Source organism: bacterium (assembly GCA_013360195.1).
Lineage (GTDB): Bacteria > Electryoneota > RPQS01 > RPQS01 > RPQS01 > JABWCQ01.
The window spans coordinates 20765-45686 of the sequence record JABWCQ010000018.1; the positions used below are offsets into that span (position 1 = coordinate 20765).

Genomic DNA, 24922 nt, shown 5'->3' on the forward strand with positions numbered 1-24922 from the left:
TTCTATGTGTAGGATTCACAATAGCTAACCTGTTTCGATGCCGCTGAGTCGAAAGCAGCTCATTCAATCATTTGCCTTCAAGCGAACACATCGCACCGCATCGGATGTGATTTTCATTCACGAATTCATTGACAATCTTACGCGAGAGGAGTAATTTAGAAAAATTGCCTCGTAAGTCTGAAAAGTAGCAAGGAGCAAGGAGCATGAGTTACCGCAACACATTTTGGAAGGGGCTATTGGCGTGTGCAGCGCTGATAGCGATGTCCGTCGCGGCCTACGCGGTCACACAGGACGACGTCGTGCGGCTGAAACAAAAGGTCGCTGCCGGTCTGCAATTAAACGAATCGGAGTTTCAGCTTGCGCTGGAGGCCGAACAGCAATTAGGAAGTCAAATACTTATCCCCCAAACACCGGAAAGGCCACGCGTTCCGGGCGGCCGTCTCGATGAGTACCAGTGGAACGAAGTGACCTTTGAGTGGATTGACATCACGGGCAACGGCACAAATGCCGGAATCGTGAACGATGACCAAAACGTTGGTCCCTTCAACTTGGGATTCACCTTCACGTTCTACGATGTGGACTACACGTCGGTTCGTATGTGTTCGAACGGATTTGCGTCGTTCACAAGCACGTCAGCTCCGTGGACAAACGTGGCAATTCCGGCAGCGGCAGAGCCGAATGCCGCGCTGTATCCGTTCTGGGATGACCTGTATCCGCCTGCGGGAGGCGGGCAGTTCCTGTACTACGCCGATGCGGCAAACGACCGTTTTATCATGAGCTGGATTAACGTGGCGCATATCAACAGCAATGACGCGCGCTATTCGTTCCAAATCGTGATTAATGAAGGCGGTTCGATCCAATACAACTATCAGTCGGTTGCAACGGCGACACCGGGCAATTCTAACTGTACGGTCGGTATTGAAAACGCAGCCGGCAATGTTGCCCTGCAAGTTTGCTACAACGGCGCGGGAACGCTGCCGACGTCAAACTGGTCTATTGAACTCTCAGAAGGTGAAGAAGTTTTTGCCGACGTTTCTGGAACCGTGACGCTTGACGGCGGCGCGGGTGTCATGACGGCCGTGCAGGTGTCTGCAAATGGTTTGGGCTCGCCTGACACGAATCCTGCCGCGAATGGACAGTACACTCTTGAAGATGTACAAATCGGCGCACGCCGCATTACCGCAAGCTTGGCAGGCTATCACAATGCCGCGCAGAACATTGAGCACACGGTAAACGGTACGACCGGTGTCAATCTGAATCTCATTCGCCTTGACCCGCCGGTTCCCACGAATCTCACAGGTTCTGCGAATAATGAAACCGGTGTTGTCACATTAGATTGGGACAATTCACCAGATCCTTTGGTTGATGTTTATCCGGTGTATCGAAGATTGCAGGGCGAGCAGGACTGGGTGTTGCAGGGCACGCCGACCGCGTCAACCTTCCAGCAGACTCTGACAGCGAACGGCATCTATCAGTATGCAGTTGCCGCTCGTGACAATGATGTGTCAACGCCTGTTGAGTCCGACCTGTCGGGCTCCATCAACGTACTCTATGGTGAATTGCCCGTCACCTCGATTGGTGGTAATGGTAATTATGATGACCGCATCCGGCTGCAATGGCTGGAGCCGGGAATCTCCGAAGGAACACTCTTGTCTTATGATGACGGCACGTCGGAAGTTTGGTTCCGTGTAGCAACTCCGAATGGCCCGAACGACTACTTCTGTATGCGGATGACGCCGCCGGATGACGCGACGTATCCATTAATGCTTTACGCAGCGACCATTTATATGGAACGCAGCGACCCGCTGCCGTGGGTGGGTATCTGTCCGCCAAATGCAGCGAACAACGGCGCAGACATAGACAACGCTCTGTTTGAGTGGACGAATATTGGTGCAGACAGTACTCCGGGCTGGCTCTTTGCCGAAACCGACGGCTCCGTGTTTCTCGATGCTCCGGGCGACTTCTACATTGCAATTCAATTCCCGCCGGGAGGCACCGGACCCGGTTGCGGTTCGGACAACAGCGCTCCTGATTCCCGCGCATATTGGACGAATACCTATCCCAACTGGAACACATTCTTTACGTATGATTGGATGATGCGCGCCTGGGTGGGCGGACCGCCGCCGGAAGGACTCGCTGGAAGCAATGGACGTTTTGAATTAGTGCAGATTGACGGCCGCGGTGGCTATGCTGAAGACCGAATTCCGCAGCGCACTATCGTAGTACCGACATTCGGCGATGACAAGGCTTCCATACTTGCCCGTGCGGAGTATGAAGCGACGCAAGGATTCCAGAATCCTCTTGATCAATGGTTCCCGCCCTACAGCCGCGCTCCGCAGGTTGCTCTGCGCAACGCCGATGGCCGCAGTCTCGATGAAATCGTGAACTATCGTGTGTATCGCGATGGAGCCTTGATTGGTTCACCCACTGAAACGAACTACACGGATTTGAACCGGGTCGAGAATGTCTTCCATGACTACTATGTAACGGCATTCTATGACAACGGTCAGGAATCCGGCCCGTCACCGACTTTGCACCTTACCTGCAACATGGCGCCTGCGGCTCCGACAAGTCTGACTGCCACACCTTCAGGATTCACAAATATGTCGCTCGCGTGGACGGCACCGGCGACGAACGATGACGGTACCGCTTTGGTTGATCTGGCGGGCTACCGCGTCTATCGTGACGGTGTGCAGATTGGTACAACTGCGGCAGGGGTTACGACATATCTGGATACTCCGCCAAACCCAACCGGACTTTACACGTGGACAGTCACGGCAGTAGATGAAGTTCCCAACGTGTCAGATCCGTCAAATGGTGCTGTTGGTTCAGTGGTCAGTCCGTGGGAAGTCAGCGATTTTGAATGGGTTGACATTACAGGTGTTGGAACGCCGCTTGGCATCACCGGCGACGATCAAAACGTCGGGCCGTTTAACCTCGGGTTCAACTTCACCTACTTCGGAAACACCTACAATAGCATTCGCGTTTGCTCAAACGGCTGGGCGTCGTTCACAAGTACAGCGACAAACTATTTTAACGGTACAATTCCCTCCGCCGCTGAACCTAACAATGCCCTTTACATTTGGTGGGATGATATGTATCCGCCCAGTGGTGGCGGCACATATCTGTACTATGCGGATGCCGCCAATGAAAGGTTTATTATCACGTGGGACAGCGTTCCTCACATTTCCAATGCTCAGGCGCGCTACACCTACCAGATAATTATCAATGCGGACGGTTCGGTGACCTATAACTACGAATCCATGCCTACGGCGAATCCGGGTGTATCCTCTGGAACAATCGGTGTTGAAAACGCCACTGGTACAAATGCGATTCAGTTGCTATTCGACGGAACCGGTGACTTCACACCAAGCAACGGAAGCTCGGTGACTTTCTGGGCGCCAACTCCCGCTTACGGTCCTCTATCTGGCACCGTATCACTCGATGGAGGAAACGGCAACTTGACACAAGTTCTCGTCCGCGCCAGTGGACGTGGAACACCGACCACCAACCCCAACGCGCAGGGACAATATCACTTTGACTCTGTGGCTGTAGGTAACCGCACTGTTACTGCCTCGCTTGCCGGCTATCACACGACCTCTGTTCCGGTTCCGAACCACGATGAAGAAGGAACGACCGGTGTCAACATCACGATGGTTCGTCTCGATCCGCCGGTGCCGACAAACCTCACAGGAACGGTTAACAACTCGACCGGACTCGTCTCCCTCGATTGGGACAACTCGACCGATCCGCTTGTGGACGTTTACCCCGTCTATCGCAGACTGTCAACAGAACAAAACTGGACGTTAGTCGGCTCACCGACCGCTTCCAGTTATACGGAGACTTTGACTATTCCGGGAATTTATCAATATGCCGTTGCTGCCCGTGACAACAATGTTTCGACACCTGTTGAATCCGATCCCTCGACTCCGATAACGATTCTCTATGGTAACTTGCCGGTAACTTCAATCGGCACGAACGGCAATTTTGACGATCGCATCCAGATCAGTTGGCTCGAGCCCGGAGTTCTGGAGGGTGAGTTGCTCTCTTATGACGACGGCACATCGGAAGTTTGGTACCGTGTTGCCACTCCAAATGGTGCGAATGACTATTTCTGCATGCGAATGACGCCGCCCGATGATGCGACCTATCCGTTAATGCTGTACGCAGCAACAATCTACATGGAGCGCAGCGACCCGCTGCCATGGGTGGGACTTTGTCCGCCGAATGCAACAAATCAGGGCGCTGATATCGACAACCCGCTCTATGAATGGACGGATATCGGTGCCGACGGCACACCCGGCTGGCTGTTTGCCGAAACTGATGGTTCCGTCTTCCTTGATTCGCCCGGTGACTTCTATATTGTCATCCAATTCCCGCCGGGAGGAACCGGACCGGGATGCGGATCCGATAACAGCGCACCTGATTCCCGTACCTACTGGACAAACACCTATCCAACGTGGAATTCATTCTTCGCTTGGGATTGGATGATGCGCGCCTGGATCGGCGGCCCGCCGCCGGAAGATGTGTTTGGTTCACGCGGTCAGGTTATCGAAATTACGTCAAGCGGTGAACCGACCGGATACGCCATGGACCGCATTCCGCAAACGGCGATTGTTGAACCCGTATTCGATTCCGAAAACGAGAAGGACAATCTTCTTGCCCGCGCAGCCTATGAAACATCACTTGGCTTTGCCGATCCGATGGACAGATGGTTCGCTCCGTTTAGTCGTGCGCCGGAGGTGACTTGCACAGTCAATCGCGAACGCGGACGCAGCCTCGATGACATCACACACTATCGTGTCTACCGTCAGGGTACAGGTCAGATCGCCCAGATTCCCGCGACTCAGCACACCTATCTTGATCTGAACCGTGTCGAAAATACGCCATACACCTATTGGGTGACGGCGGTGTACGACGGCACGAGTGAATCACCGGAGTCACCGCACGTCGTCGGTACTTGCAATATGGCTCCTGCTTCGCCCACCGGTCTTGATGGCAATCCGCTTGGAACAAACCAAATGGCTCTTGCATGGGTCGCTCCTGCAACGAACGACGACGGAACTCCGCTCGTGGACCTTGCAGGCTATCGCATTTATCGTGATGGGACCCAGATTGGTACGACCGCACCCGGTGTGACAACCTACATTGACACTCCGCCGGACAATCAGACGTTCTATACGTGGACTGTCACTGCAGTGGACGAAGTTCCGAACATATCGGATCCGTCCGCACCGGAAGTCGGAGCAGTTCAAAGTCCGTGGGAGACCATCGAATTCGAGTGGACAGACATCACTGCTAACGGCACGGTCATCGTGAATGCCGATGACATCAATTCCGGCTTGATGGATCTACCGTGGGACTTCGAATACTACGGAAATACCTACTCTCAGTTCGCAGTCTGCTCAAATGGCTGGTTGTCATTTACGAGTACGACGAACAGCCTTGGCGGTACAATGCCGAATGCGGCCGAGCCCAACAACACCATCGCGATTAACTGGATGGACTTGAACCCGGCGTCCGGCGGCGATGTGTATATGTACAATGATGTTGCGAACGATCGCCTGATTATAGCTTGGGTCGCCGTTCCACAGTTTGGAAATCCGAACAACATCTACAACATGCAAATCGTCCTCGAACCGCCGACGGCCATCTATTTCTACTATCAGTCGGTCGGAGCCACGATTGGTACAGTCGGTGTTGAAAACGAGGATGGCAGTGACGCTATCGCGTTGTGGATGAATGGCCAGGGAGCGTTCCAGCCTGCCAACGAGACTGCCGTGGCCTTCTGGGCTGGTCCATCCGGTGCAGTCACCGGACTCGTGCGCGAGTTTGGCTCGAATGCGCCCATCGCCAATGCGGAAGTGACTTCGGCGCAAATGCCCGGAGAAATCGCCTTTACCGACGCTCAGGGTAATTACACTCTCGAAGTTGAGCCCGGTACGCATGACATCACGATTCACAAGCAGGGCTATTGTGATATGGTGTTTGAAGACGTCGTCGTGGATGACGGCGGTTCCACCACTCGCAACGCCACAATGCGACAGCCGAACGCAAACTTCAGCTTGAGTTCACTGAATATCTACACACTTGCCGGACAAAACTCGATTGGCTCATTCGAAATCACGAATCCTGCCGGTCAGTGTGAAGTGGCATACAACATCACGTCGGATCAGGGTTGGCTCACGGTGGACCCGGCAAGCGGCGATGTCGAAGCGAATCAAACTCAGCTGATAACCGTGACCGGCGCGACTGCAGGCTTCACGCCGGGCGATTACACCGGCACGCTGACAATTGCGCACAACGACGTTGACGCACCGTTCGTCATTCCGGTGACCATTACGGTCGCGTTGGACGCGGATGACAACGTTGAAGTGCCGACCGCGTTTGCGCTGCATGCAAATTATCCGAATCCGTTCAATGCCACGACCGCATTGAGCTTTGACGTCCCGAATGAGTCGCGCGTCCAGATCACGATTTTCAACGTCGCAGGTCAGGAAGTCGCTCGTCCGGTGGATCAAATCATGAATGCCGGAAGTCACACCGTACTCTACACCGCCGACAATCTGCCGACGGGTATGTATCTTGTGAAGATGACGGCAGGAAGCTTCAGCGCAGTACAGAAGATGGTACTGCTGAAGTAATCGCTTGTAGAGCTTGAATGCAGAAGCCCCCGCTCGGTTGAGCGGGGGCTTCTCTTTTCGTTCACGGCTATTCTTGATTAAAGCTCTACGCTATCACCCCGCTGCGGTATCGAAACGTCCAGATTCTCGCTTCCATAGAGCAGTCGTTCGCGCAGTGCCGTGGCTTGCTCATGCTCGCCGTGTACAAGAAACACTCTGCGCAGTCCCGTCATATTGTCCGCGAATGCATGCAGCTCCTTTGCGTCACCATGCGCACTGAACTCGTTTAGTTTGACAATCTCTGCTTTCACGTCATACCATTCGTTAAACAGTCTAACTTGTGGCTCGTTTTCGACAAGTCTTCGGCCAAGCGTGTATTCGGCTTGGAAACCGATGATCAAAATGATGTTTTTCTCGTCACTGATGGTGTGCCGCAGATGATGACGAATCCTACCCCCTTCCATCATACCTGATGATGCAATAATGACGAGCGGACCGTTCTTATCGTTCAACTCCATGGATTCACGAACAGTGCGCGTGTATCGAATCTTGTCGTCAATCAGCGGATAATCTCCCGCTTCCGGAAAATCCTTCTTGGTCTGAGTATCATATTGATCGCGATGATTCCGATACACCGACGTCATGTTGATGCCCAACGGACTGTCTATGTAGATTGGAATATCCGGAATGGAGCCCGCGTCATGCATCCGATGAAGCACATAGATTAGTTCCTGTGTTCTGCCCAGTGCAAACGCCGGTATTACTACTTTCCCGCGTCTGTCGGTCGCGCGAATGATTGCCTGCCGGAGCTTTTCATACGCAATTTCTCGCGGCTTGTGCTCGCGGTTTCCATAGGTGGACTCCAGCAGCAATACGGGGCACGGCTCGTCGGAATATTCGGGATCCTTCAAAAGCGGTGTATGAAATCTGCCAACGTCACCGGAAAACGCGATTCGCTCCGGCCCGGCTTCGCCGTCAAACTCAAGCATCATCCATGCCGAGCCCAGAATATGCCCCGCCTGATAGAATTTCAATCGAACGCCCGGAATGACCGTGTGCCATTCGCTGCCCTGCTTCGCAAACTGCACTTCTCGAAACAGGTTCATAGTAGCGGGGACATCATCCGATTCATACAGCGGCTCCGCAGGCTGTGCCTGACTGATCTTTTCCTTGGTGAGCCACTTGAAGTCCTGCTCCTGTATCGAAGCACTGTCTTTCAAAATGTATTCGGTAATGTCGCGCGTCGCTGCGGTTGAAAATATTTTGCCTTTGTAACCGCGCTTGACAAGCAGCGGAAGCAGTCCGCAATGATCAAGGTGCGCATGTGACAAGACTACCGCGTCAACGTGCGACAACTCCGGCGACATTCCCCAGTTCAAATCCAGGGCCTCTTTGCGTCTTCCCTGAAACATCCCGCAGTCCAGCAAAACGCGCTTTCCGCCCGCTTCAATCAAGTGCTTTGAGCCGGTCACACCACCGGCCGCACCGTGAAATGTAATCTTCATGGTCCTATCCTGAAAGTGAATACTCTTCCAAGATAAACAAACAAAACACGCCCGTCAAGCGCGGGCGTGTTTTTATGAAAATTGACGGGTGAACGTTCAGGCACCGGCAGGGGAGACTCCGCTGCCCGATTCATTTCACTCCGCCAAATATTGCGGATTAATCGCCTTGCGAATCAACTGCCGGAAGCGCGGCGAGCGTTCCATTGCCTGCCAAACCGATGGCGAACACAGTGTAGTTGGTTGAGCTGCTCAGTTCGATCCCCGGAATCTCAAGCACGACTTGACCGTTGCTTGTGAGTACGACTTCCAGGTTATATGTTGCCGCGGCGACTCCGATATAGTCGGCAAATTCCCTGAATGAAACATTCTCAAACAGCACTGGCCCGCCGCCTGCGACTCGGATGTTCACGGCAGGCGCATCAGGTGACGTGTGCACGAATCGCACGTGCGCATTGCCGTTTGGATCGCCGCTGCGGTCGTCAACCAATACGATTGGCGCAAGATCATTGCTTCCGACAAGACCCGTTGCCGCGACCGTGTACGCTTGATTTGGAAGCCAGGTCAGCGTTGTGTTGATAACAGGATTTATGGTTGTGCCGGCAACATATACTTCAATCATCTGCGTCTTTGCAGGTACTCGTAAGTATCCGCTCACTGCGGTGAACGGCACATCCTCAAGCACACGGGCGTTGTCCACATATACATCTACATTCGGCGCGTCCGGTGAGAGATGTGCGACGCGGACTTCCGCTTCCGCCGATTCAAGACTGAGCACCGTGCTGCCGGGAAAAACCTCATCGACAACGGCAATCGCTCCCAGTGTTCCGTCACTCAATAATCCTGAAGCATAAATTGAGTACACGCTGCCCGATGGGAGCTCCACATCCGCAAATGAAAGGACAACCGTCTCCGTTCCCGCAAGCCGCACTTGAAGATTGTAGACTCCGGCAGGAACACCAATGTAATCCAGCGCCTCGTTGAATTCCACATTTCCAAACAGCACCGTGCCGTCCGTCAACGTGATATCAACCGTCGGAGCGTCAGAGGCCGCGTGAACAAAGCGTATGCGGCTTCCGTCAGTCGTGGTCAGGTCATCGTTTACGACAATCGCTCCAAGAGTGGAGTTCCCCGCCAAGCCGGTTGCGACAATCGAGTAAACTTCGTTCGAGCCAAAGACAACGTCCGCGCTGATGACCGGATTCGTTGTGGTGCCTTCAATAAATACTTCAACTTCAGTCTGCACGTCCGCAGATACCGTGACATACTCGCTGAAACCACGGTAGGAGTAGCCCTGTGCGATCAGCATACCGCCTACGTACACATCCACATTCGGCGCGTCAGGTGAAAGGTGTCCCGCGCGCACCAGAGCCGTCGAAGCCTCGACCGGCACAAGATTGACGGTTTGTGATCCATTGCCCGGAGCGTCAACCACTGCATACGCAGACAGTGCATTCGGAATACTTCCGGGACTTGCCAAACCCTTGGCGACGACCGTGTAATTCCGCCCCGCCTCAAGAGAGATTGGAGCAAAGCGCACAACCACATCTGATGTACCGGCGATTCGTACTTCGAGCCCGACACTGCCGGGTGCCACGCTAATGTAGTTTGCAGCCGAGCGGAACGGAATGTTTGCAAACAGCGGTGTTGTGCCTCCGGTTGCATAGATGTCCACGTTCGGTGCGTCCGGTGATGCATGTGCGAACCTTACCTTCGCCTGCCCGCCAGCCGGTGTGCGGTCGTCAATGAGCGCCCATGCGTCAATAGACGGCGTGCCGCTGAGCAATCCTGTTGCCGCTACAGTATATGATGTGTTCGCGTTCAGCATGACTGTTTCCTGAATCACAGCGGGCGATGTTGTGTTGGCAGCCACGACAGTGATTGAATGTGAGCCCTCAGTCAACTCCAGGTATCCGCTCAGTCCGTTAAAATTGACATCTTCCAAGACAAGATTGCCGTCCACCCAGACATCTACAGCAGGTGCGTCGGGCGACCAGTGTGCCACACGCACATAACTTGATTGAGCTTGCACGGGCGGTGTATCATTGTCGTTATCGGAGTCACAGCCAAATACAAATAGTACCGGCACGATAAGCAAGGCAAGTTTGCGCAGCAGCGCGATGTTGAATGTCATGATCTATTCCCCTTTTTTCAGGTTGATTTTTGTTCAGGAGTTTCCGCCCGGATGCTGTGATCACATTGCCGGAAGGACGCACCGCAATTTACTTTGGCAATATGACCGTGTCAATGACGTGAATCACGCCGTTGGAGCACTGAATGTCGGTGGCAATGACCTTGGCGTTGTCTACCATTACATTGCCGTCCTTCACCGCAACCTTGAAGCTTTGACCATTCACTGTTGCGGCTTCCTTTCCGTCAAGCTGAATAACGTCGGCTGCCATAACCTTGCCTGCAACGACATGATAGGTCAATACTGCCGCGAGCTTCTGTTTGTCCGCGAGCAAGCCGTCAAGCGTTTCTTTTGGTACCTTTGCAAATGCCGCATCATTCGGAGCAAATACAGTAAACGGTCCCGGTCCCTGAAGAGTTTCAACCAGCCCGGCCGTTTGCACGGCGGTCACCAGTGTGTTGAAGCTTCCTGCAGCAATCGCTGTTGCCACAATGTCCTGCGGTTTCGCCGTACTTGCTGCGGTCGCGGTCTTCTTGTCATAGTCTCCCGCAAATGCAACGGTGGCCGTCAGCATCAGGGACAGCGCTGCGATGCTCGTCAGAATCTTGTTCATGTTCTTTCTACTCCTATTATATGTGTGATTGAGCAACTAACCCTTGATCCGAAATGCTTGGTGAACGGCGGAAATGCCCACCAAAGTGTAAACCGTACGTGACAAGCCCGTCATGTCTCCCAGTAGTGTGGCAACGAGGTCGAAATCGAGGAGGCCAACCAGACCCCAGTTCAGGCCTCCCACAATAATGAGGATCTTGGTGAGAATGTTGAGGAATTGCATGTTATCCCTTGTTTTCAGTTAGATTTGCAGGCGCATTTTCTGAGAATTTTCGCGGGAAAATCGAGTCAGGGTCTTGACTTCCCGTCTTCTGTGACTTACATTAAAATAACTTTGAACAAGGGGTGATTGTTTCGTGAAATGCAAAGTCATTAAAATGGAGTGAAAATGGAAACAAGAGATGTTTCCCGCGACGAAAACGAAAAGCAAGAGCCGATTGATACGCTCACCCCGTACCTCGCTCAGTACTCGCTTGGTGAAAAGATTCGCCGACTTAGGCTTAGGAAAAGCATGGGTTTAGTTGAACTTGGGAGGCATACCGGACTCTCTGCAGCTATGCTCTCAAAACTCGAAAACAACCATGTCGTTCCGACCCTGCAGACACTTTCCCGAATTGCGCTCGTCTTCTCTGTCGGACTTGATCATTTCTTCTCTGATCCGGAAAAGCACAAATCTATCGCTATCACCCGGGCTGCGGAGCGAATGGATCTTGATGAAAAGCTCGACACGAAGGACATCCTGTATACCTTTCAATGTCTTGACTATCCTGCTACGGAACGAAAATCGAGTTCATATCTTGCGACAGTTAAGATCCACGATCCCGATGAAGTTGCCCAGCACACGCACGAAGGACATGAATTCATCTATGTTCTATCTGGAACGCTCGGATTGAAAGTTGAAGATGAGGAAGTGACTCTTGATAAAGACGATACTGCCTACTTCAATTCCCGGCTTCCGCACGGCTATCGCAGTATCGGGCAAGGGGAATGCAAGGCCATTGTCGTTACGATTCCGTGATCACCGAGTATCTCACTCGCGTTAAAGCGGCTCACAGTCCAAGTGAGCCGCTTCTTTTTTCCGACTTGCCACTTATGATATATTTTGTTAAATTCTGGAGTAATTAGTCCAGTATTAGAATTCAATATCCACTTACCATAAAATCAGATACTTAATATGGCAGCATCCCCAATCTCGCGTCTGACTCCGGGTACTCTTGTCGGTGACCTCATCGAGAGCTTCCCGTTTCTCGTTGAAGAACTTGGTCACTTCAATCCGCATTACCGTGCACTTCAGGATCCTCAAATGCGTCAGATGATGGCCAAAGTAGCGACCCTTGAAATGGCCGCTATGCGCGGCGGCGTCACCGTTGATGCAATGATGCAGTTCATCGCCGGCGCGGTGCAGCGACACACCGGTCGCACTCTTATCGTTGACAGTACACTGGGACAAACAGTCAGCCCGGAACGGCTTGAGGCTTTCCGTAAAATCATGGCAAAGCTTCACGCGGGCGGATCACTCGAAGAAGCTCAGCGCGACTTCGCCAACCTTGTTCGTCTGTCGCTGCCCGGCGAAATTGCCGAGATGGAGCAGCATTTAATCCGTGAAGGGTTCTCTGTCAATGACATCAAGAAAATGTGCGACGTGCACCTGCAGGTGGTCAATCCGTCGTTGCAGAAAGTGGATATTGCGGTTCCCTCCGGCCATCCGGTGCATACGTTTGTCTCTGAGAATCGTCTGCTTGAGTTAACCGTCTCGCACCTGCGCGCAATTCTCGCCGCGACAAACAACGCACCCTCGCCGACATCGCATCCCGAAGCATGGCGTGAACTCACGACCTATCTCGACAAGCTTGGCGAAATTGATAAACACTATCTGCGCAAAGAGCATCAGCTTTTCAGCTATCTCGAGCGCTATGGCTTCACCGGTCCGTCCACCGTAATGTGGGCGACCCATGACGATATTCGTGCTCTCTTGAAAGCCGTCCGCGAAGCATGCGCGAAGCACGACGCCGATTTTGTCGCCGCCAACATACTGCCCCTGCTCGGAGCCGTATCCAGCATGATTCAAAAGGAGGAGAGCATCTTGCTCCCGACTGCGATGAAGTTGCTGAGCGAAGAGGATTGGATCGCCATTAAGAAGAGCGAGCACGAAATCGGTTACATGCAGGCCTTTATTCCGGGAACAGAGTGGAAACATTCGCATGTCGGTTCAAGTCAATCCGAATCATTGCCAGACGGTCGGTTGCAAATGAACGTAGGCGAGTTGACACTCGAGCAAGTCAATCTCATTCTGACTAACCTTCCGGTCGAGCTCTCCTATGTAGACGAGAACGATACCGTGCGCTACTACTCCAATCAGCCGCACAAAATCTTCGCGCGCACGCCCGATGCGATTGGCCGAAAAGTTCAGAACTGTCATCCGCCAAAAAGCGTGCATCTCGTCAATCAAATTCTCACCGAGTTTCGCCGCGGTACACGCGACGTTGCGGAATTCTGGATTCCCTTCGGAGAGATGTTCGTGCACATCCGCTACTTCGCCATTCGCGATAAGGATGGTACGTATCGCGGCTCCTTGGAAGTTGTTCAAGACGTAGCCAAAATCAAAACACTCGAAGGTCAACGCCGTCTTCTGGAAGAAGAAACCACATCGTAATTGTCCTCATCGCAAGAATACGGTCTGCAGAAATGCAGGATTGACTTCGGCGCAATCTCGGCGCGTACAATTCAACTGACATATTCATCTCTACATGAATGAGAAACGGCGACCAATGGGTCGCCGTTCTGTATTTCTCTATTCGATGACTCTGCTATTTCAGAAACACGACTTTTCGCGTTTCAATACTTTGCTCTTCTGCGGCACGCAGGAAGTAAACTCCGGTAGCGAGAGTGTTTGGCGCACTATAATGAATCATCTGACCGTGCCCGCGCCCGTGCAAGAGTGTTGCGACCTCTCGTCCAAGCGTGTCATAGAGTTTAAGCGAAAACCCATCTCCCATTAGTCCAGCAATCGCAACCGAGAGTTCACTGTTGAAGGGATTTGGATAGACATTCATCAGCTTCCAGTTTACCGGCGCTTCAGGCCGAGGCGACACCGAATTTGAAGTGTCGGGCGGAGATAGCAACCACGGATCAAAAAGCACGCTATCCGACAAAATTGTGTCTCCCTGACCAAACGGATTCCGAGTCGGATGATACGGCCCCGTCTCGTGCCCCCACCAGTTGTTGCGTGCATCGATAGTCGAAGGATAGCCTGACAGAAAATCGATGGTTTGACCAGTGTTTCCGGAAATTATGTTATCATAGATTGTGGGTACACCTTGTGTAGCTGTGCGAATAACAGAAGGGATACCCGGAGTAAGTGAGCTATTCTCGTTAATGTAATTTTCGAATATCCTTATTCTCGATCCGCAGAATACATATATTTGCCCGCCTCCGCTAACATTATTTCTGAACACGCAGTTAGACACTTCTCCTCTAATCCCACAAGCTGAGAAGTTGCCAGATCGAATTTGGGAGTCATCTATATTCCCTTCAAGAAGATTGCCATTAAAAATGACAGTATCGCGGTTGTCACAACAAGTGTTCACTGACTTGGCAGGTATACCCGAATGCCCAAAATAGCACCCCCTAATTTCATGGTGTCCAAGACTTACGGCTAAGTGAGAAGCCCAATTATAGAAATCATCACTGCTGTTTTCAATAAACTGACTTCCTGTTGTAGTACTCCGTTTTCCCGCGATGTAGGCTCCGCCAGTGGCACCTGAATTGTGCTGAAAGAGACAATCGTTAATCTCGATGCTACAGTCTAACGAAATTAATGCTCCCCCATCTAATAGGGTTGCGTTATGTATAAACGAAGACCCTTCGATTTGCACACGATTGCGATTTGCATAGATCGCACCACCCCACCCGCCCGACGAGCAAGAGTCAAACAAACAGTTAGATACGACGAGGCTACCTTGTGGATCCCAATCTGGGAAGCCAAACGAGTAAACACCTCCGCCGTTGCTAGCTCCGCTGCTTCTGATGTGACAATCGCGAAGAACGAGATTGCTCTGAAATGAGTATATTGCGCCACCTTGCATTACTTGGCTTTGATCTAAAACTCCCAGCCCGTCGGCAAAGGTTAGTCCAAGCAAGAATAGAGTGTCAGAGATAATACCGCGTGCAACTAGGCAGTTAGCTGTGTCATCATCCAAGTCCATTGGAGTCCAGATTGTTTGAGCCACAAGATCAGAATCTCCATTAGTTATGAACCGGCTTGCAATCGTGAGACCATATTCTCTTAGGACGACTGTGCTTGAATATGTTCCCGGAGCAAGTAGAAGCGTATCACCGCTATTTGCGAAGTTGACCGTTGATTGAAGGTCGCTCTCCGGCCAAACATCGATGATCTCAGATTGCGCTCCAGCTGCTAAACACAGCAATAAGACGAGTACTATCATATAACAAAATAGTAGCGGCGGCCAGTGCAACCTGACCGCCGCAAACTCGTGTTAATTACCTGTTCCCGAGCAACAGTTCACTTGATCTGACGTGTATATGCACGCATGCGCTTCGCCAGTTGTAATATTCGCGATGGAACGTAAGCAGTAGCTGTATTCATTCGCTTCTATATACACTGATTTTGATCCACACGCACCATTGTGGCGTGCTATCTGATCTAAGAGCGAAAGCCCCCCTTGACCATCGGTTTTGAGTAGCGCCCCTGTGATATTCCCTGACGATGGGGCTTTTACGTCTAGGTTTGCGTTTGTGTTTGAGCTTACATCGAAAAGATTGTCCATTTGCCCTGATGCAGTGTGCATGTTCTCAACACGCACAGCACTTGAGACGTTAGTCAACAAGGCGACCAAGCCAATCGCGAGTGCTATTAAATACAGCCCCCCCTTGAACTTACGGATTCCTACGATCATTACGCACCTCTTATTGTTGATTTTCCCTGGGCTTGTTCAGGGTCACCATCAATATACCTTGCTAAGGTGCGTTTGTCAATATGCAGAAAAGTTCGCAGTTTTTAGTGCATTATTGGTTATATCTCAAGCTGTTACACTAACGTACTGCACTCATGCTTCAAGAGCCATGCTTTTCGGTCTAAACCTCCGGCGTAGCCGGTGAGATGATTGTTTTGACCTAAGACTCTGTGGCAGGGAACGATGACGGCAATCGGGTTTTGACCGTTGGCAAGACCGATGGCGCGGGACGCGCTTGGATAAAATATGCGCTTGGCAATTTCACCATAGGTGGTGGTTGTGCCATATGGAATCAATCGCAGCTCGCGCCAGACTTCGCGCTGAAATTCCGTGCCGCGTAAATCAAGCGGCACTTCAAAGTGCGTGCGATAGCCCGCGAAATACTCAGTGAGCTCCTTTCGTGCCTGCTGCAGGATCTTTGTTTCAATGCACTCACCTTCGGCATCTCTGGGATCGTCACAGAATTCCGCGCGCATCAATCCTGCCGAGGTCGCAGTCAAACGCATCCGGCCAACCGGAGTCTTCATGTCCGTCCAATAGAGATCCGCCGGAGCCGCAATTAGGGGTTGCTCAACAACGTGTACCATATATAGAATGTAGCGTAGCCGCGATAGGGCCGCCAACTCTCCGTTATTCGCTTGGTTTCCTCGATACTCGCCTGTCTGCCCAGCCCGTACTCTCTTGCAATCGCATTGCGTAACCCGATGTCTTCAAACGGACAGGCATCGGAATCGCCATGCACACGCATCATCGCATATTCCACCGACCACGGGCCGACACCGCGCAGCTGTATCAGTCGTCTCCGAATTCCTGCCGGGTCACTTTCCGTACGCAGCGACTCCCTAAGATAACCCAGCTGAAGCTCCAACGCAAGACCTTGAAGATACTCTCCCTTTTGTCTTGACAACCCGCACTCCCGCAGTTCATCCGGTGTCAAACTCAGCACTGCTTCAGAAGTTGGAAACCCCTCATAAATCTTATCTTGCCACTCCACCACCGCGCCGCAATACAAGGCTAATCGTGAGCGCGTTGAGAACGCAGATGCTACAGAGACCTGCTGCCCGATGATGGACCACGACAAACACTCCCAGAGGCTGTGGATTCCGACGAGTCGCAATCCGCAATAGTCACGCGTCCACTTTTTCAAGTACTGATTAGTTTCCGCAAACTCGTAAAAGCGCAATAGTTCATTATCGCACCCAAATGTCCGCTGCAGGTAATGCCTGACTTGTGCTAATCGTGCGTCAGTTGCTCGGCCAACTTTGATCTCAGCTCTGACGGCGCTCTCACCGTGAGGCGTTACCTCGATGAGAAAGTAGCCGGCGTCATCGGCGAGCACTTGACAGAACTGCTCATCTGAAACCGCGTGTGTCTGCGCGTTTTCATAGCGGCCTATGTACTTCGCCGTCCTGCTGAAACTGAACGGTGCGTTGAATGTGTGGATATGCATGCAGAATGAGAACCCCCGGCCATTCCAAGCTGACCGAGGGTATTTACGAAGAGCCGGCAGCGGATGTGCGCCGCCGAGAGGTTAGTTCACTTCAACTGCTTCAAAGGTCTTCACCCCGTCGCGCACAATACGGAAAAGCACGGCTTTGTCACTGTTGCGCAGACTCGCGGCAATCTCCTTGAAGCTGGTCACATCGTCCACGGGCTTGCGATCAATTTCGATAATCACATCGCCTTCGCGCAATTTGTCACGGGCAGGACTCTTGTCGTCTATCTCATTAATGATGACGCCGTACGTGCCGTCGAGTTTGAGCGCACGCGCCATGGATTCGTTTATCTGACCGACGTCAATACCGAGCCAGTTGCTCGACGGCTCGGGAGCGGGCTTGCTCTGTCCGAGGAATGAAGCGAGCTGCGCACGGTCACCCAACACGAACTCAAGCGTCTTTGTCTTCCCGTCGCGCAGGACTCGCGCGCGCACAGGTTCTCCCGGCGGAACGTCAGCAACCGTCATGCGGAACTGCTGCACATCCTTGATGGGCACGCCGTTAAAGTCGGTGACAACATCGCCGGGCTCAAGTCCGCCCTTTTCAGCCGGAGTGTTGGGGTCAACACGCTCCACAAACACGCCGTTCTGACTCTCATCCACACCCGTTGCACTGCGCAAATCGGCGGTCAATTCACGCGGCAGCATGCCTAAATAGCCGCGCGCAACTTTACCGTTCGTGCGCAACTGGTCAACGACTTTCATCGCCATGTTAATCGGTATCGCAAAACCGATACCTTGACCGCTGGGATTGATGGCAGTATTTACACCGATCACCTCGCCGTGTATGTTGCAGAGCGGGCCACCGCTGTTGCCGAAATTGATGGACGCATCGGTCTGAATGAAGTCCTGATAGGCCGGACCGCCGCCTTGGATGGCGAGGTTGCTTCGACCGCGCGCAGACACAATCCCTACCGTCAAAGTCCATTCCAAGCCGAGCGGATTTCCCATCGCAATCGCCCAATCGCCTACTCGCAGCTGGTCCGAATTTCCGATCAATGCGACTTCATTCGGCTCAAAGTTGTGATCAACCTTTATCACTGCGACATCCGTTTCCGGATCCACGCCAACGATGCGTGCTTCATACTCCTGGCCGTTTTGAGTTTTTACGGTGACCTTCTCTGCATTCTCAATGACATGATTGTTCGTTAGAATGAAGCCGTCCCGTGTGATAATCATGCCGGAACCGGTCGAAGGGGCATGAAATTCGCGCGGACGGTTTCCGTCACGACGATGGAAGAACTCGAACAAAGGAGAGTCATGAAAGAAATCATCCATCGGATTGGAGGTGCTTATCACCTTATCCGACGAGATATGCACAACAGTCGGCCCGACTCGTTCGGCAACGGCAACGAACGGACTTTCGCCGTGGTCGTTGATCATGCTGTTGTACTGCGCGTACTCGGCGTTCACGCGCGGCGCCACGTCTGACTGCGCTACGGCAGTGACGTCATGATTCATGTTTACGGTGAACAGCACACCCGCTATTGCACCTGCCAGTACCAAACCGGCACCAATCCATCCAAGTTTTTTCATGGTCGTGTATTTTTGCTGTTGGAACATTGATTGAATCGAGGCGGCGAGCAGCCGTCTCTTCCCCTTAGTTCATGGAGTAAACCACCCGTAATTGCGCAGGTTCCCGGGTTCCCGAGATGTTTGCAAGGTGCAGGCCGGAAAGAACCAACTCAATATTCGTTGCCGGGAATCGGGTTGCAGGATCATGATCTGTGTTCAGATTCGACAACAAAATGAAAGTAAGATATTGTTTGTATTATCTTTAGTAAATCGCTGTAATGAAAAATGCACGGAATTGTCCTGCGGATTCATTCCAAAGTAATTCGTAATTTATGAACATTTGGGCAGACTGTCAAGGGTTGGCGACTTATTTTTGACTTAGATGTTTGACCAATAACATCGCCACTTTTCGTGTACTGGGAGAACATTAGACTTTGTTAAGAAACCTCCATGGAAACAACTCTCTACAAATCACTTAGTTCAGGCACGTGTATTTGAGCAGAAGTTAAAAATGACGTTGACTTTTTTACTTTTTTGCTCTATTTTCTGTGCAAACAGTGACTATCGTTGACATTTGAAACTATTAAATATATTACTTAATTCGTCAAGTTTTCTTGGAGATTAGGTCGTGATTCGTGTCCGTTTGTTGCAAGCCGGTCTGTTCTTATCCGCACTTGTTGCTGCAAGAATCCTGTTGGGAGACGCCTCCGTAAGTTTTCCCCGACCCAAGCTGCTCTCGGAAACCGGCCTCTATGTCGACTTGCCAAAGCAGCAGATTGCACCGGCGAACTTCTCCTATTCCCCGCAATACCCGCTCTGGTCGGACGGTGCGGCAAAGCAGCGCTGGTTCTATCTGCCAGACAGCGAAAAGATTGACGCCAGTGATCCGAACAACTGGAAGTATCCCGTCGGAACAAAATTCTGGAAGGAATTCTCGTTTGGAGCGCGGGTTGAGACGCGGCTCATTGAGAAGGTTGCGCCGGATCGCTGGGAGTATGCGACATATGTGTGGAGAGAAAACGGAAGTGACGCGGAGTTGGCTCCTGACCGCGGCCTGCGCAATCATGCTGAAATCGCCAACGGGATAAGACATGACATTCCCGGTGTATATGATTGCAAAGCTTGCCATGAAGGCACAGGCCGCGACATCGTATTGGGGTTCAACGCGCTGCAGCTCTCGCCGGTGCGGGATTCGCTTGCTCCGCATGCGGAACCGCTGCTTCCCAATATGATTACATTAACAGACCTGGTCAATAGCGGCATCCTGATTAATCAACCGGAGTCGGCATTTGATTCGCCGCCGGTCATTCGAGCCGCAACACCGCGGGCGCGTGCATCCCTTGGATATCTGTGGTCGAATTGCGGAGGCTGTCACAATGCTCACGATCCGCTGGCTTCCGTGGGGATGGTGCTGAAACTTCCCCTGGACACGATGTTCGCCAATCGTGCAGTTGATTTGCCAACGGTAATCGGTCATCCAAGCAAGTATTCAATTCCGGGATTGCCTGACGGTGAGAGCTATCGTGTTTTGCCCGGAGATACAACTCGCAGTTCACTTGTGTATCGCATGCGGAGCCGTAATCCTGTTCGGCAGATGCCGCCGCTGGGAACAAAGATAGCGGACGAAGAAGCTATTCATTTGATTTCGGATTGGATTCTGACGGATCTCGTCAGAGAGGTATCGGATAAAAAATAGGAATCTTGGTGGAAAGGAGAAAACAGAACATGTTGGGGAGAAAATTAGCGCTTGCACTGAGTTTAGCAGTTTGCGTCGTTGCACTTATTGCCACGTATGCATTCGGCGCAGACGATGCAAAGCAGGCACAAGTTGAACGCGGCCGGCATTTGGTGATGACCTCGGGCTGCACCGACTGCCACACACCGTGGAAGATGGGTCCGAATGGACCGGAACCGGATTGGGAGAGAAATCTCTCCGGACATCCGCAGGACTTGCAGATGCCGCCGGCGCCGCCGCCGCAGGGTCCGTGGCTGGGTTCCTATTCGTCGACGTTCACGGCCTGGTCGGGACCATGGGGAGTGAGTTTTACGGCGAACATCACTCCGGACAAGGAAACGGGAATCGGTGAATGGACGGAAGAAAACTTCGTGCAGTCCATTCGCAGCGGCAAGCACATGGGCAAGGGTCGTGCGATTCTGCCGCCCATGCCTTATCCGGTTTACAACAATATGCCGGACGAGGACCTGAAGGCCATTTATGCTTATTTGATGTCTATCCCGCCGATTAAGAACAAGGTACCTGAGCCAGTGGCTCCACCTGCTTCTCCGGCCGGAAAGTAACATAAATTTAAGTACTTCGGAAGACCAACTCGACTCGGTTGAGTTGGTCTTTCTTTTCCCGTATCTTTAAGTTTGCCGCCACAATTGTTAGAGCCTTGAAATTCCCGTGCGGATGACCGTTATTGTTAGCAGATACGAACAATCAGGCAGAAACACTATTTTGAAGCGCCGTTTTCGAATTGAGCCCTGGCTAATTTTCCTCACTATGCTTCCAGTGACGGGCGTGGTTCCAATCCTCAAGACGTTCGTTATGGACGGTTTTGCAGTGTCGGAATTCTGGACGCATGTCTTCTTTGCCGCGAACATGCTGGCTGCATTTCTGTTTGCTCCGATAGCCGGCAGCATAGCCGATCGTTTCGGGAAACCGCAGGTGTTTCTGGCGATTGCCGCTGCACTGGACGGAGTGTGTTTCCTGCTCATGCCGCACATGCCGGACTTCGCATCACTGATGGCGCTTAGATTCATCGAAGGAGCGTTTCACATCGCGGCTTTGTCCCTGTTGCTTGCAATAGCCGGAGCGGAGCAGACGAATCGCAGCGCGGCAATGGGTATCGTTGGAGCTGCAATTACATTTGGTGTCGCATTAGGTTCGCCGATTGGCGGATACCTCGGTTCCATTTCACCGCTGTACTCGCTTTCATTGGGCGGCGTGCTGATGCTGATCGTGGCAGTCGCGTCGCTGGTGCTGTATGTGCCAAAGACCGGGCTATCGAGGCGGCAGCCGCTGGGTGAAATCCTCAAGCTTCTTGTCAGGGCACCGCGTCTGCGACTTCCCTATCTGTTCGCCTTTCTGGACCGTTTCACTGTCGGCTTTTTTGTCGCGTCGTTTCCCATTCTGGCCGCGACTGCCTATGATTTTTCGCCGGGTCAAATTGGCGGTCACATTGCAGCATTCATGCTGACGATGGGGCTGCTCTGTCCGTTTGTCGTCAAACTCTCCAAGAAGATGTCGCAGACGCAAATGCTGTTATGGGGCTCATTGGTGTACGGGATTTTCTTCGCAACCTCGGGCTTCGTCAGTCCGCCGACGCTGATGGTGTGGATGTTTGTGCTCGGTGCAGCATCGGCAGTCATGTTCATCCCTACTTTGCAGCTCTCGGCTGACCATGCTCCGGATGGGCACGTTGGAACGTCCATGGGCGGTTTTACGTCGGCTGGTGCGCTGGGATTTCTGACCGGTCCATTGGTGTCGGGCGCACTTTTTTCACTGCTGTCTCACTGGTTTTCGTCCACACTTTCCTACGGGCTGGTGCTGCTTTTCGCAGGCACACTTGAATCCGTGCTGGCGGCCTATCTGCTGGTTAGAGGCTATGCGACGGAGAAGACGGCCTCGTTTTAAGGTGCCTGAAGTTTCCATTCTGCCACATTGGTTGCTGTGAAAGTGCTAACTCCCTATGTTTTAGGGGTGTCTGCGGAGGCTCATTCCATGGCTAACTTCAGGAAATTGAGTAGCTTTGAGTTGACTTTTCAAGTGATATGTTCTAAATTATCGCATTATCCTCATAACATGACTCGACAACACAGGAGTTCGTGATGCGCTTTAGATTTGCTTTGTTATTGATTTGTTTGATGTTGGGGGCATCGGCTGTGCACGCTCAGTTCAATGCCATTCTCATCAACGCTACACAGCCTTTGACGCTTGCATGTGGGAGCGGCGACCCCGTACCTGACGGCGTTACCGTCCAGATTTTCTGGGATTCGCTTGCCAACGGCGCCACGGCAGATGACCGTCAGCCGCAGGAAGGCCCGGGTTTCTTGCAGGTGAACTTTAATCAATTTCAGCTGAATGGAACTGAGGTCCTCGAAGTTCCGGGCGGATTTTACACAGACCCGGCATTTACGATGGCTACGGGTATTCCGACACCGGGCGTTAACGGACATCCGGTTTACTGGCTGCGCTTGTGCTTGGACGCTCAAGGAATTTATTGGCAGAGCGACACGTTCCGCGTAGAGAGCGGATTGAACGAGTACTACTTCGGCACGGGTGACGGTGAAATTCCGTTCACCTGCCATGTCGGACAGTGCGCGGGCTGCCCGACTCCCAGCGCGGTTACCAATATCACTGCTTCGCAGTCATTTTGTGACTCAATCGTCGTTGATTGGGAGCACGACCTGAATAACATCGCCGGCTACCGTGTGCTTATTGACGGTGAATTGCCTTATCATTACATTCCGGGCCCGGCAAACTCGCGTTTCGTGGACACCCAGAGCGTGGGCGGACAGGATCATGTGTATCGTGTGCGCGCCTATCGCATTTGCGGAACAGGTCAGGATGCCGATACCGCATTTTCAACGGCAGTTGAAGTAACCGGTCGCAAGACGGTCGGCGCTCCGACACCGCAGAACGTCACGGCATCGGATGATCAGTGCGGTCGTGTGGAAGTGAACTGGTCGGTGAACACTGTGCTTGGTTTGGACTCTTTCAGAATTTACCGTGGAACGCCGCCGGTGCATATCGGCTCGGCCAATCGCGGTAATGCCGGTCAACTTCGTCAATTCTTCGACAACGCGCCGCTTGCCGGAGTGCAGCCCTATCAGGTTCGTCCGTGGTCGGCATCGTGCGGCGAAGGCACGGGGGTTTCGGATAACGGCGCTTCCGGCGCTGCACCAACGTGTCAGGTGACCAATGTCGTCGCATCTGATGATGACTGCGATGAAGTGTGCGTAACTTGGAGCGCAACCTGCACCGATGCAGACAGCTTCCAGATTCTGCGCAACACGACGGTTATCGGCGTTGTTACAGCAACCGGCGGACCGAACTATTCGTTCTGCCATGCGCCGCCGGTGGGATTGGTGGGTGGATATCAGATTCGGCCGTTGAATGATTGCGGCACTGGTACTCTCTTCCCGACGACACCGGAACAAGGTATTCGTCAAGGCGCGCCGGGACAAGTCACCGGTATCGCTGCATCCGACACACTTTGTGATCGCGTGCGTGTGACGTGGACGGACCTCGCCGCTGCTGATCAGTATGAAGTTCGCCGTACGCCGGGCGGAACACTTGCTACCGTTGCCGGTGATGTGAATACGTATGACGATTTGACCGCAGTTGCCGGACAAGCATATTCGTACACCGTTGTCGCGTTGAACGAGTGCGGAACGGGTGCGAATGCGAACGGAAACCAGGGCACACGCCGCGCACCGGGAACGGGTACGGCGACGTTTACGCTTGTGACAGCCGGTCCGCCGAACTGGACTTACACGATGGATGTAACGAGCGGCTGTTTGAATACCGTTGTGATTCGCGACTTCTGCGAAGGCACGACGGCAACCGCTCCCACGGGCTGGACCGTTGAAGTGGATGACGACTCGATTATCTTCTCGTCTACAACCGCAGTCGGCGCGCAGGATGCTCCGGTGACGGGCTTCGTGCTCTCTCATCCGACCTGCGACGGTAACGGCCGTTGGAACATCGGTGACTCCGGTGGTTCCATTCGCGGTCCGCTGCCGGTGGGTGAGCACGCTGAAATCCCGACCGAATACAACGTGAAGGTGTTCCCGAATCCGTTCAACCCGCAGACGAATTTCCGTATGGCGATTCCGCAGGCTGCTGAAACCCGCATTCTGGTCTTCAACCTTACGGGTCAGCTCGTGCGCGAGATGAACCTCGGCCGTATGCAGGCCGGTTATCACACCGTGCAATTCGGCGGCAGCGAACTGCCTTCCGGAATGTATTTCGCCCGCGTCCAAGCCGGTAACTTCCACAGCACACACAAGCTGATGCTGCTGAAATAACCGTCGTTAGCTTTTGTAACTCAAGCGGGGCGAACCAT

Annotated in this window: 15 protein-coding genes; 7 read left to right on the forward strand and 8 right to left on the reverse strand. The window is 52.7% G+C overall.

Features of this window, described 5'->3' with window-relative positions:
• Nucleotides 1–203 precede the first annotated feature (203 nt).
• Complete coding sequence (locus tag HUU59_11855) at nucleotides 204–6644, forward strand: carboxypeptidase regulatory-like domain-containing protein (GenBank protein ID NUO20135.1); 6441 nt, start codon at nucleotides 204–206, stop codon at nucleotides 6642–6644.
• Between the two features lie 77 nt (nucleotides 6645–6721).
• Here the strand turns inward: HUU59_11855 and HUU59_11860 are convergent, their stop codons facing one another.
• From HUU59_11860 to HUU59_11875, 4 genes are all read right to left on the reverse strand, one after another.
• Entirely contained in the window at nucleotides 6722–8128 is a 1407-nt protein-coding gene (locus HUU59_11860; GenBank protein ID NUO20136.1) for an MBL fold metallo-hydrolase, read from the reverse strand.
• 157 nt (nucleotides 8129–8285) lie between these two features.
• Nucleotides 8286–10259, reverse strand: coding sequence for a DUF4397 domain-containing protein (locus HUU59_11865; GenBank protein ID NUO20137.1), 1974 nt, complete (start codon nucleotides 10257–10259; stop codon nucleotides 8286–8288).
• 88 nt (nucleotides 10260–10347) lie between these two features.
• Complete coding sequence (locus HUU59_11870) at nucleotides 10348–10830, reverse strand: fasciclin domain-containing protein (GenBank protein NUO20138.1); 483 nt, start codon at nucleotides 10828–10830, stop codon at nucleotides 10348–10350.
• 75 nt (nucleotides 10831–10905) lie between these two features.
• On the reverse strand, nucleotides 10906–11091 hold the full coding sequence (locus HUU59_11875) for a DUF378 domain-containing protein (GenBank protein ID NUO20139.1): 186 nt from the start codon (nucleotides 11089–11091) through the stop codon (nucleotides 10906–10908).
• Between the two features lie 165 nt (nucleotides 11092–11256).
• Between HUU59_11875 and HUU59_11880 the strand changes: the two genes are divergently transcribed.
• Nucleotides 11257–11886 carry a helix-turn-helix transcriptional regulator gene (locus HUU59_11880; GenBank protein ID NUO20140.1) on the forward strand — a complete coding sequence of 210 codons (630 nt, stop codon included), beginning with the start codon at nucleotides 11257–11259 and terminating at the stop codon, nucleotides 11884–11886.
• Between the two features lie 156 nt (nucleotides 11887–12042).
• Nucleotides 12043–13521: a DUF438 domain-containing protein gene (locus HUU59_11885; protein NUO20141.1), complete on the forward strand. Its 1479-nt coding sequence runs from the start codon at nucleotides 12043–12045 to the stop codon at nucleotides 13519–13521.
• A 154-nt stretch (nucleotides 13522–13675) separates the two neighbouring features.
• Here the strand turns inward: HUU59_11885 and HUU59_11890 are convergent, their stop codons facing one another.
• The 4 genes from HUU59_11890 to HUU59_11905 all read right to left on the reverse strand — a co-directional run bounded on the left by HUU59_11890 (nucleotide 13676) and on the right by HUU59_11905 (nucleotide 18872).
• Nucleotides 13676–15313, reverse strand: coding sequence for a T9SS type A sorting domain-containing protein (locus HUU59_11890; GenBank protein NUO20142.1), 1638 nt, complete (start codon nucleotides 15311–15313; stop codon nucleotides 13676–13678).
• Between the two features lie 602 nt (nucleotides 15314–15915).
• Nucleotides 15916–16368 (reverse strand): methylated-DNA--[protein]-cysteine S-methyltransferase, encoded by a 453-nt coding sequence (locus HUU59_11895; protein ID NUO20143.1) that lies wholly within the window; start codon nucleotides 16366–16368, stop codon nucleotides 15916–15918.
• Between the two features lie 32 nt (nucleotides 16369–16400).
• A complete protein-coding gene (locus HUU59_11900) occupies nucleotides 16401–17291 on the reverse strand; it encodes a DNA-3-methyladenine glycosylase 2 family protein (GenBank protein ID NUO20144.1) in 891 nt (296 codons plus the stop codon).
• A gap of 81 nt (nucleotides 17292–17372) precedes the next feature.
• Nucleotides 17373–18872 carry a Do family serine endopeptidase gene (locus HUU59_11905; protein ID NUO20145.1) on the reverse strand — a complete coding sequence of 500 codons (1500 nt, stop codon included), beginning with the start codon at nucleotides 18870–18872 and terminating at the stop codon, nucleotides 17373–17375.
• Between the two features lie 607 nt (nucleotides 18873–19479).
• Here HUU59_11905 and HUU59_11910 point away from each other — a divergent pair.
• The 4 genes from HUU59_11910 (at nucleotide 19480) to HUU59_11925 (ending at nucleotide 24884) form a co-directional block, all read left to right on the forward strand.
• Complete coding sequence (locus tag HUU59_11910) at nucleotides 19480–20547, forward strand: hypothetical protein (GenBank protein NUO20146.1); 1068 nt, start codon at nucleotides 19480–19482, stop codon at nucleotides 20545–20547.
• Between the two features lie 29 nt (nucleotides 20548–20576).
• Nucleotides 20577–21149 carry a c-type cytochrome gene (locus HUU59_11915; GenBank protein ID NUO20147.1) on the forward strand — a complete coding sequence of 191 codons (573 nt, stop codon included), beginning with the start codon at nucleotides 20577–20579 and terminating at the stop codon, nucleotides 21147–21149.
• Nucleotides 21150–21354: 205 nt separating this feature from the next.
• Nucleotides 21355–22488 carry an MFS transporter gene (locus HUU59_11920; protein NUO20148.1) on the forward strand — a complete coding sequence of 378 codons (1134 nt, stop codon included), beginning with the start codon at nucleotides 21355–21357 and terminating at the stop codon, nucleotides 22486–22488.
• Nucleotides 22489–22682: 194 nt separating this feature from the next.
• Nucleotides 22683–24884 carry a T9SS type A sorting domain-containing protein gene (locus tag HUU59_11925; protein NUO20149.1) on the forward strand — a complete coding sequence of 734 codons (2202 nt, stop codon included), beginning with the start codon at nucleotides 22683–22685 and terminating at the stop codon, nucleotides 24882–24884.
• The last annotated feature ends 38 nt before the right edge of the window (nucleotides 24885–24922 follow it).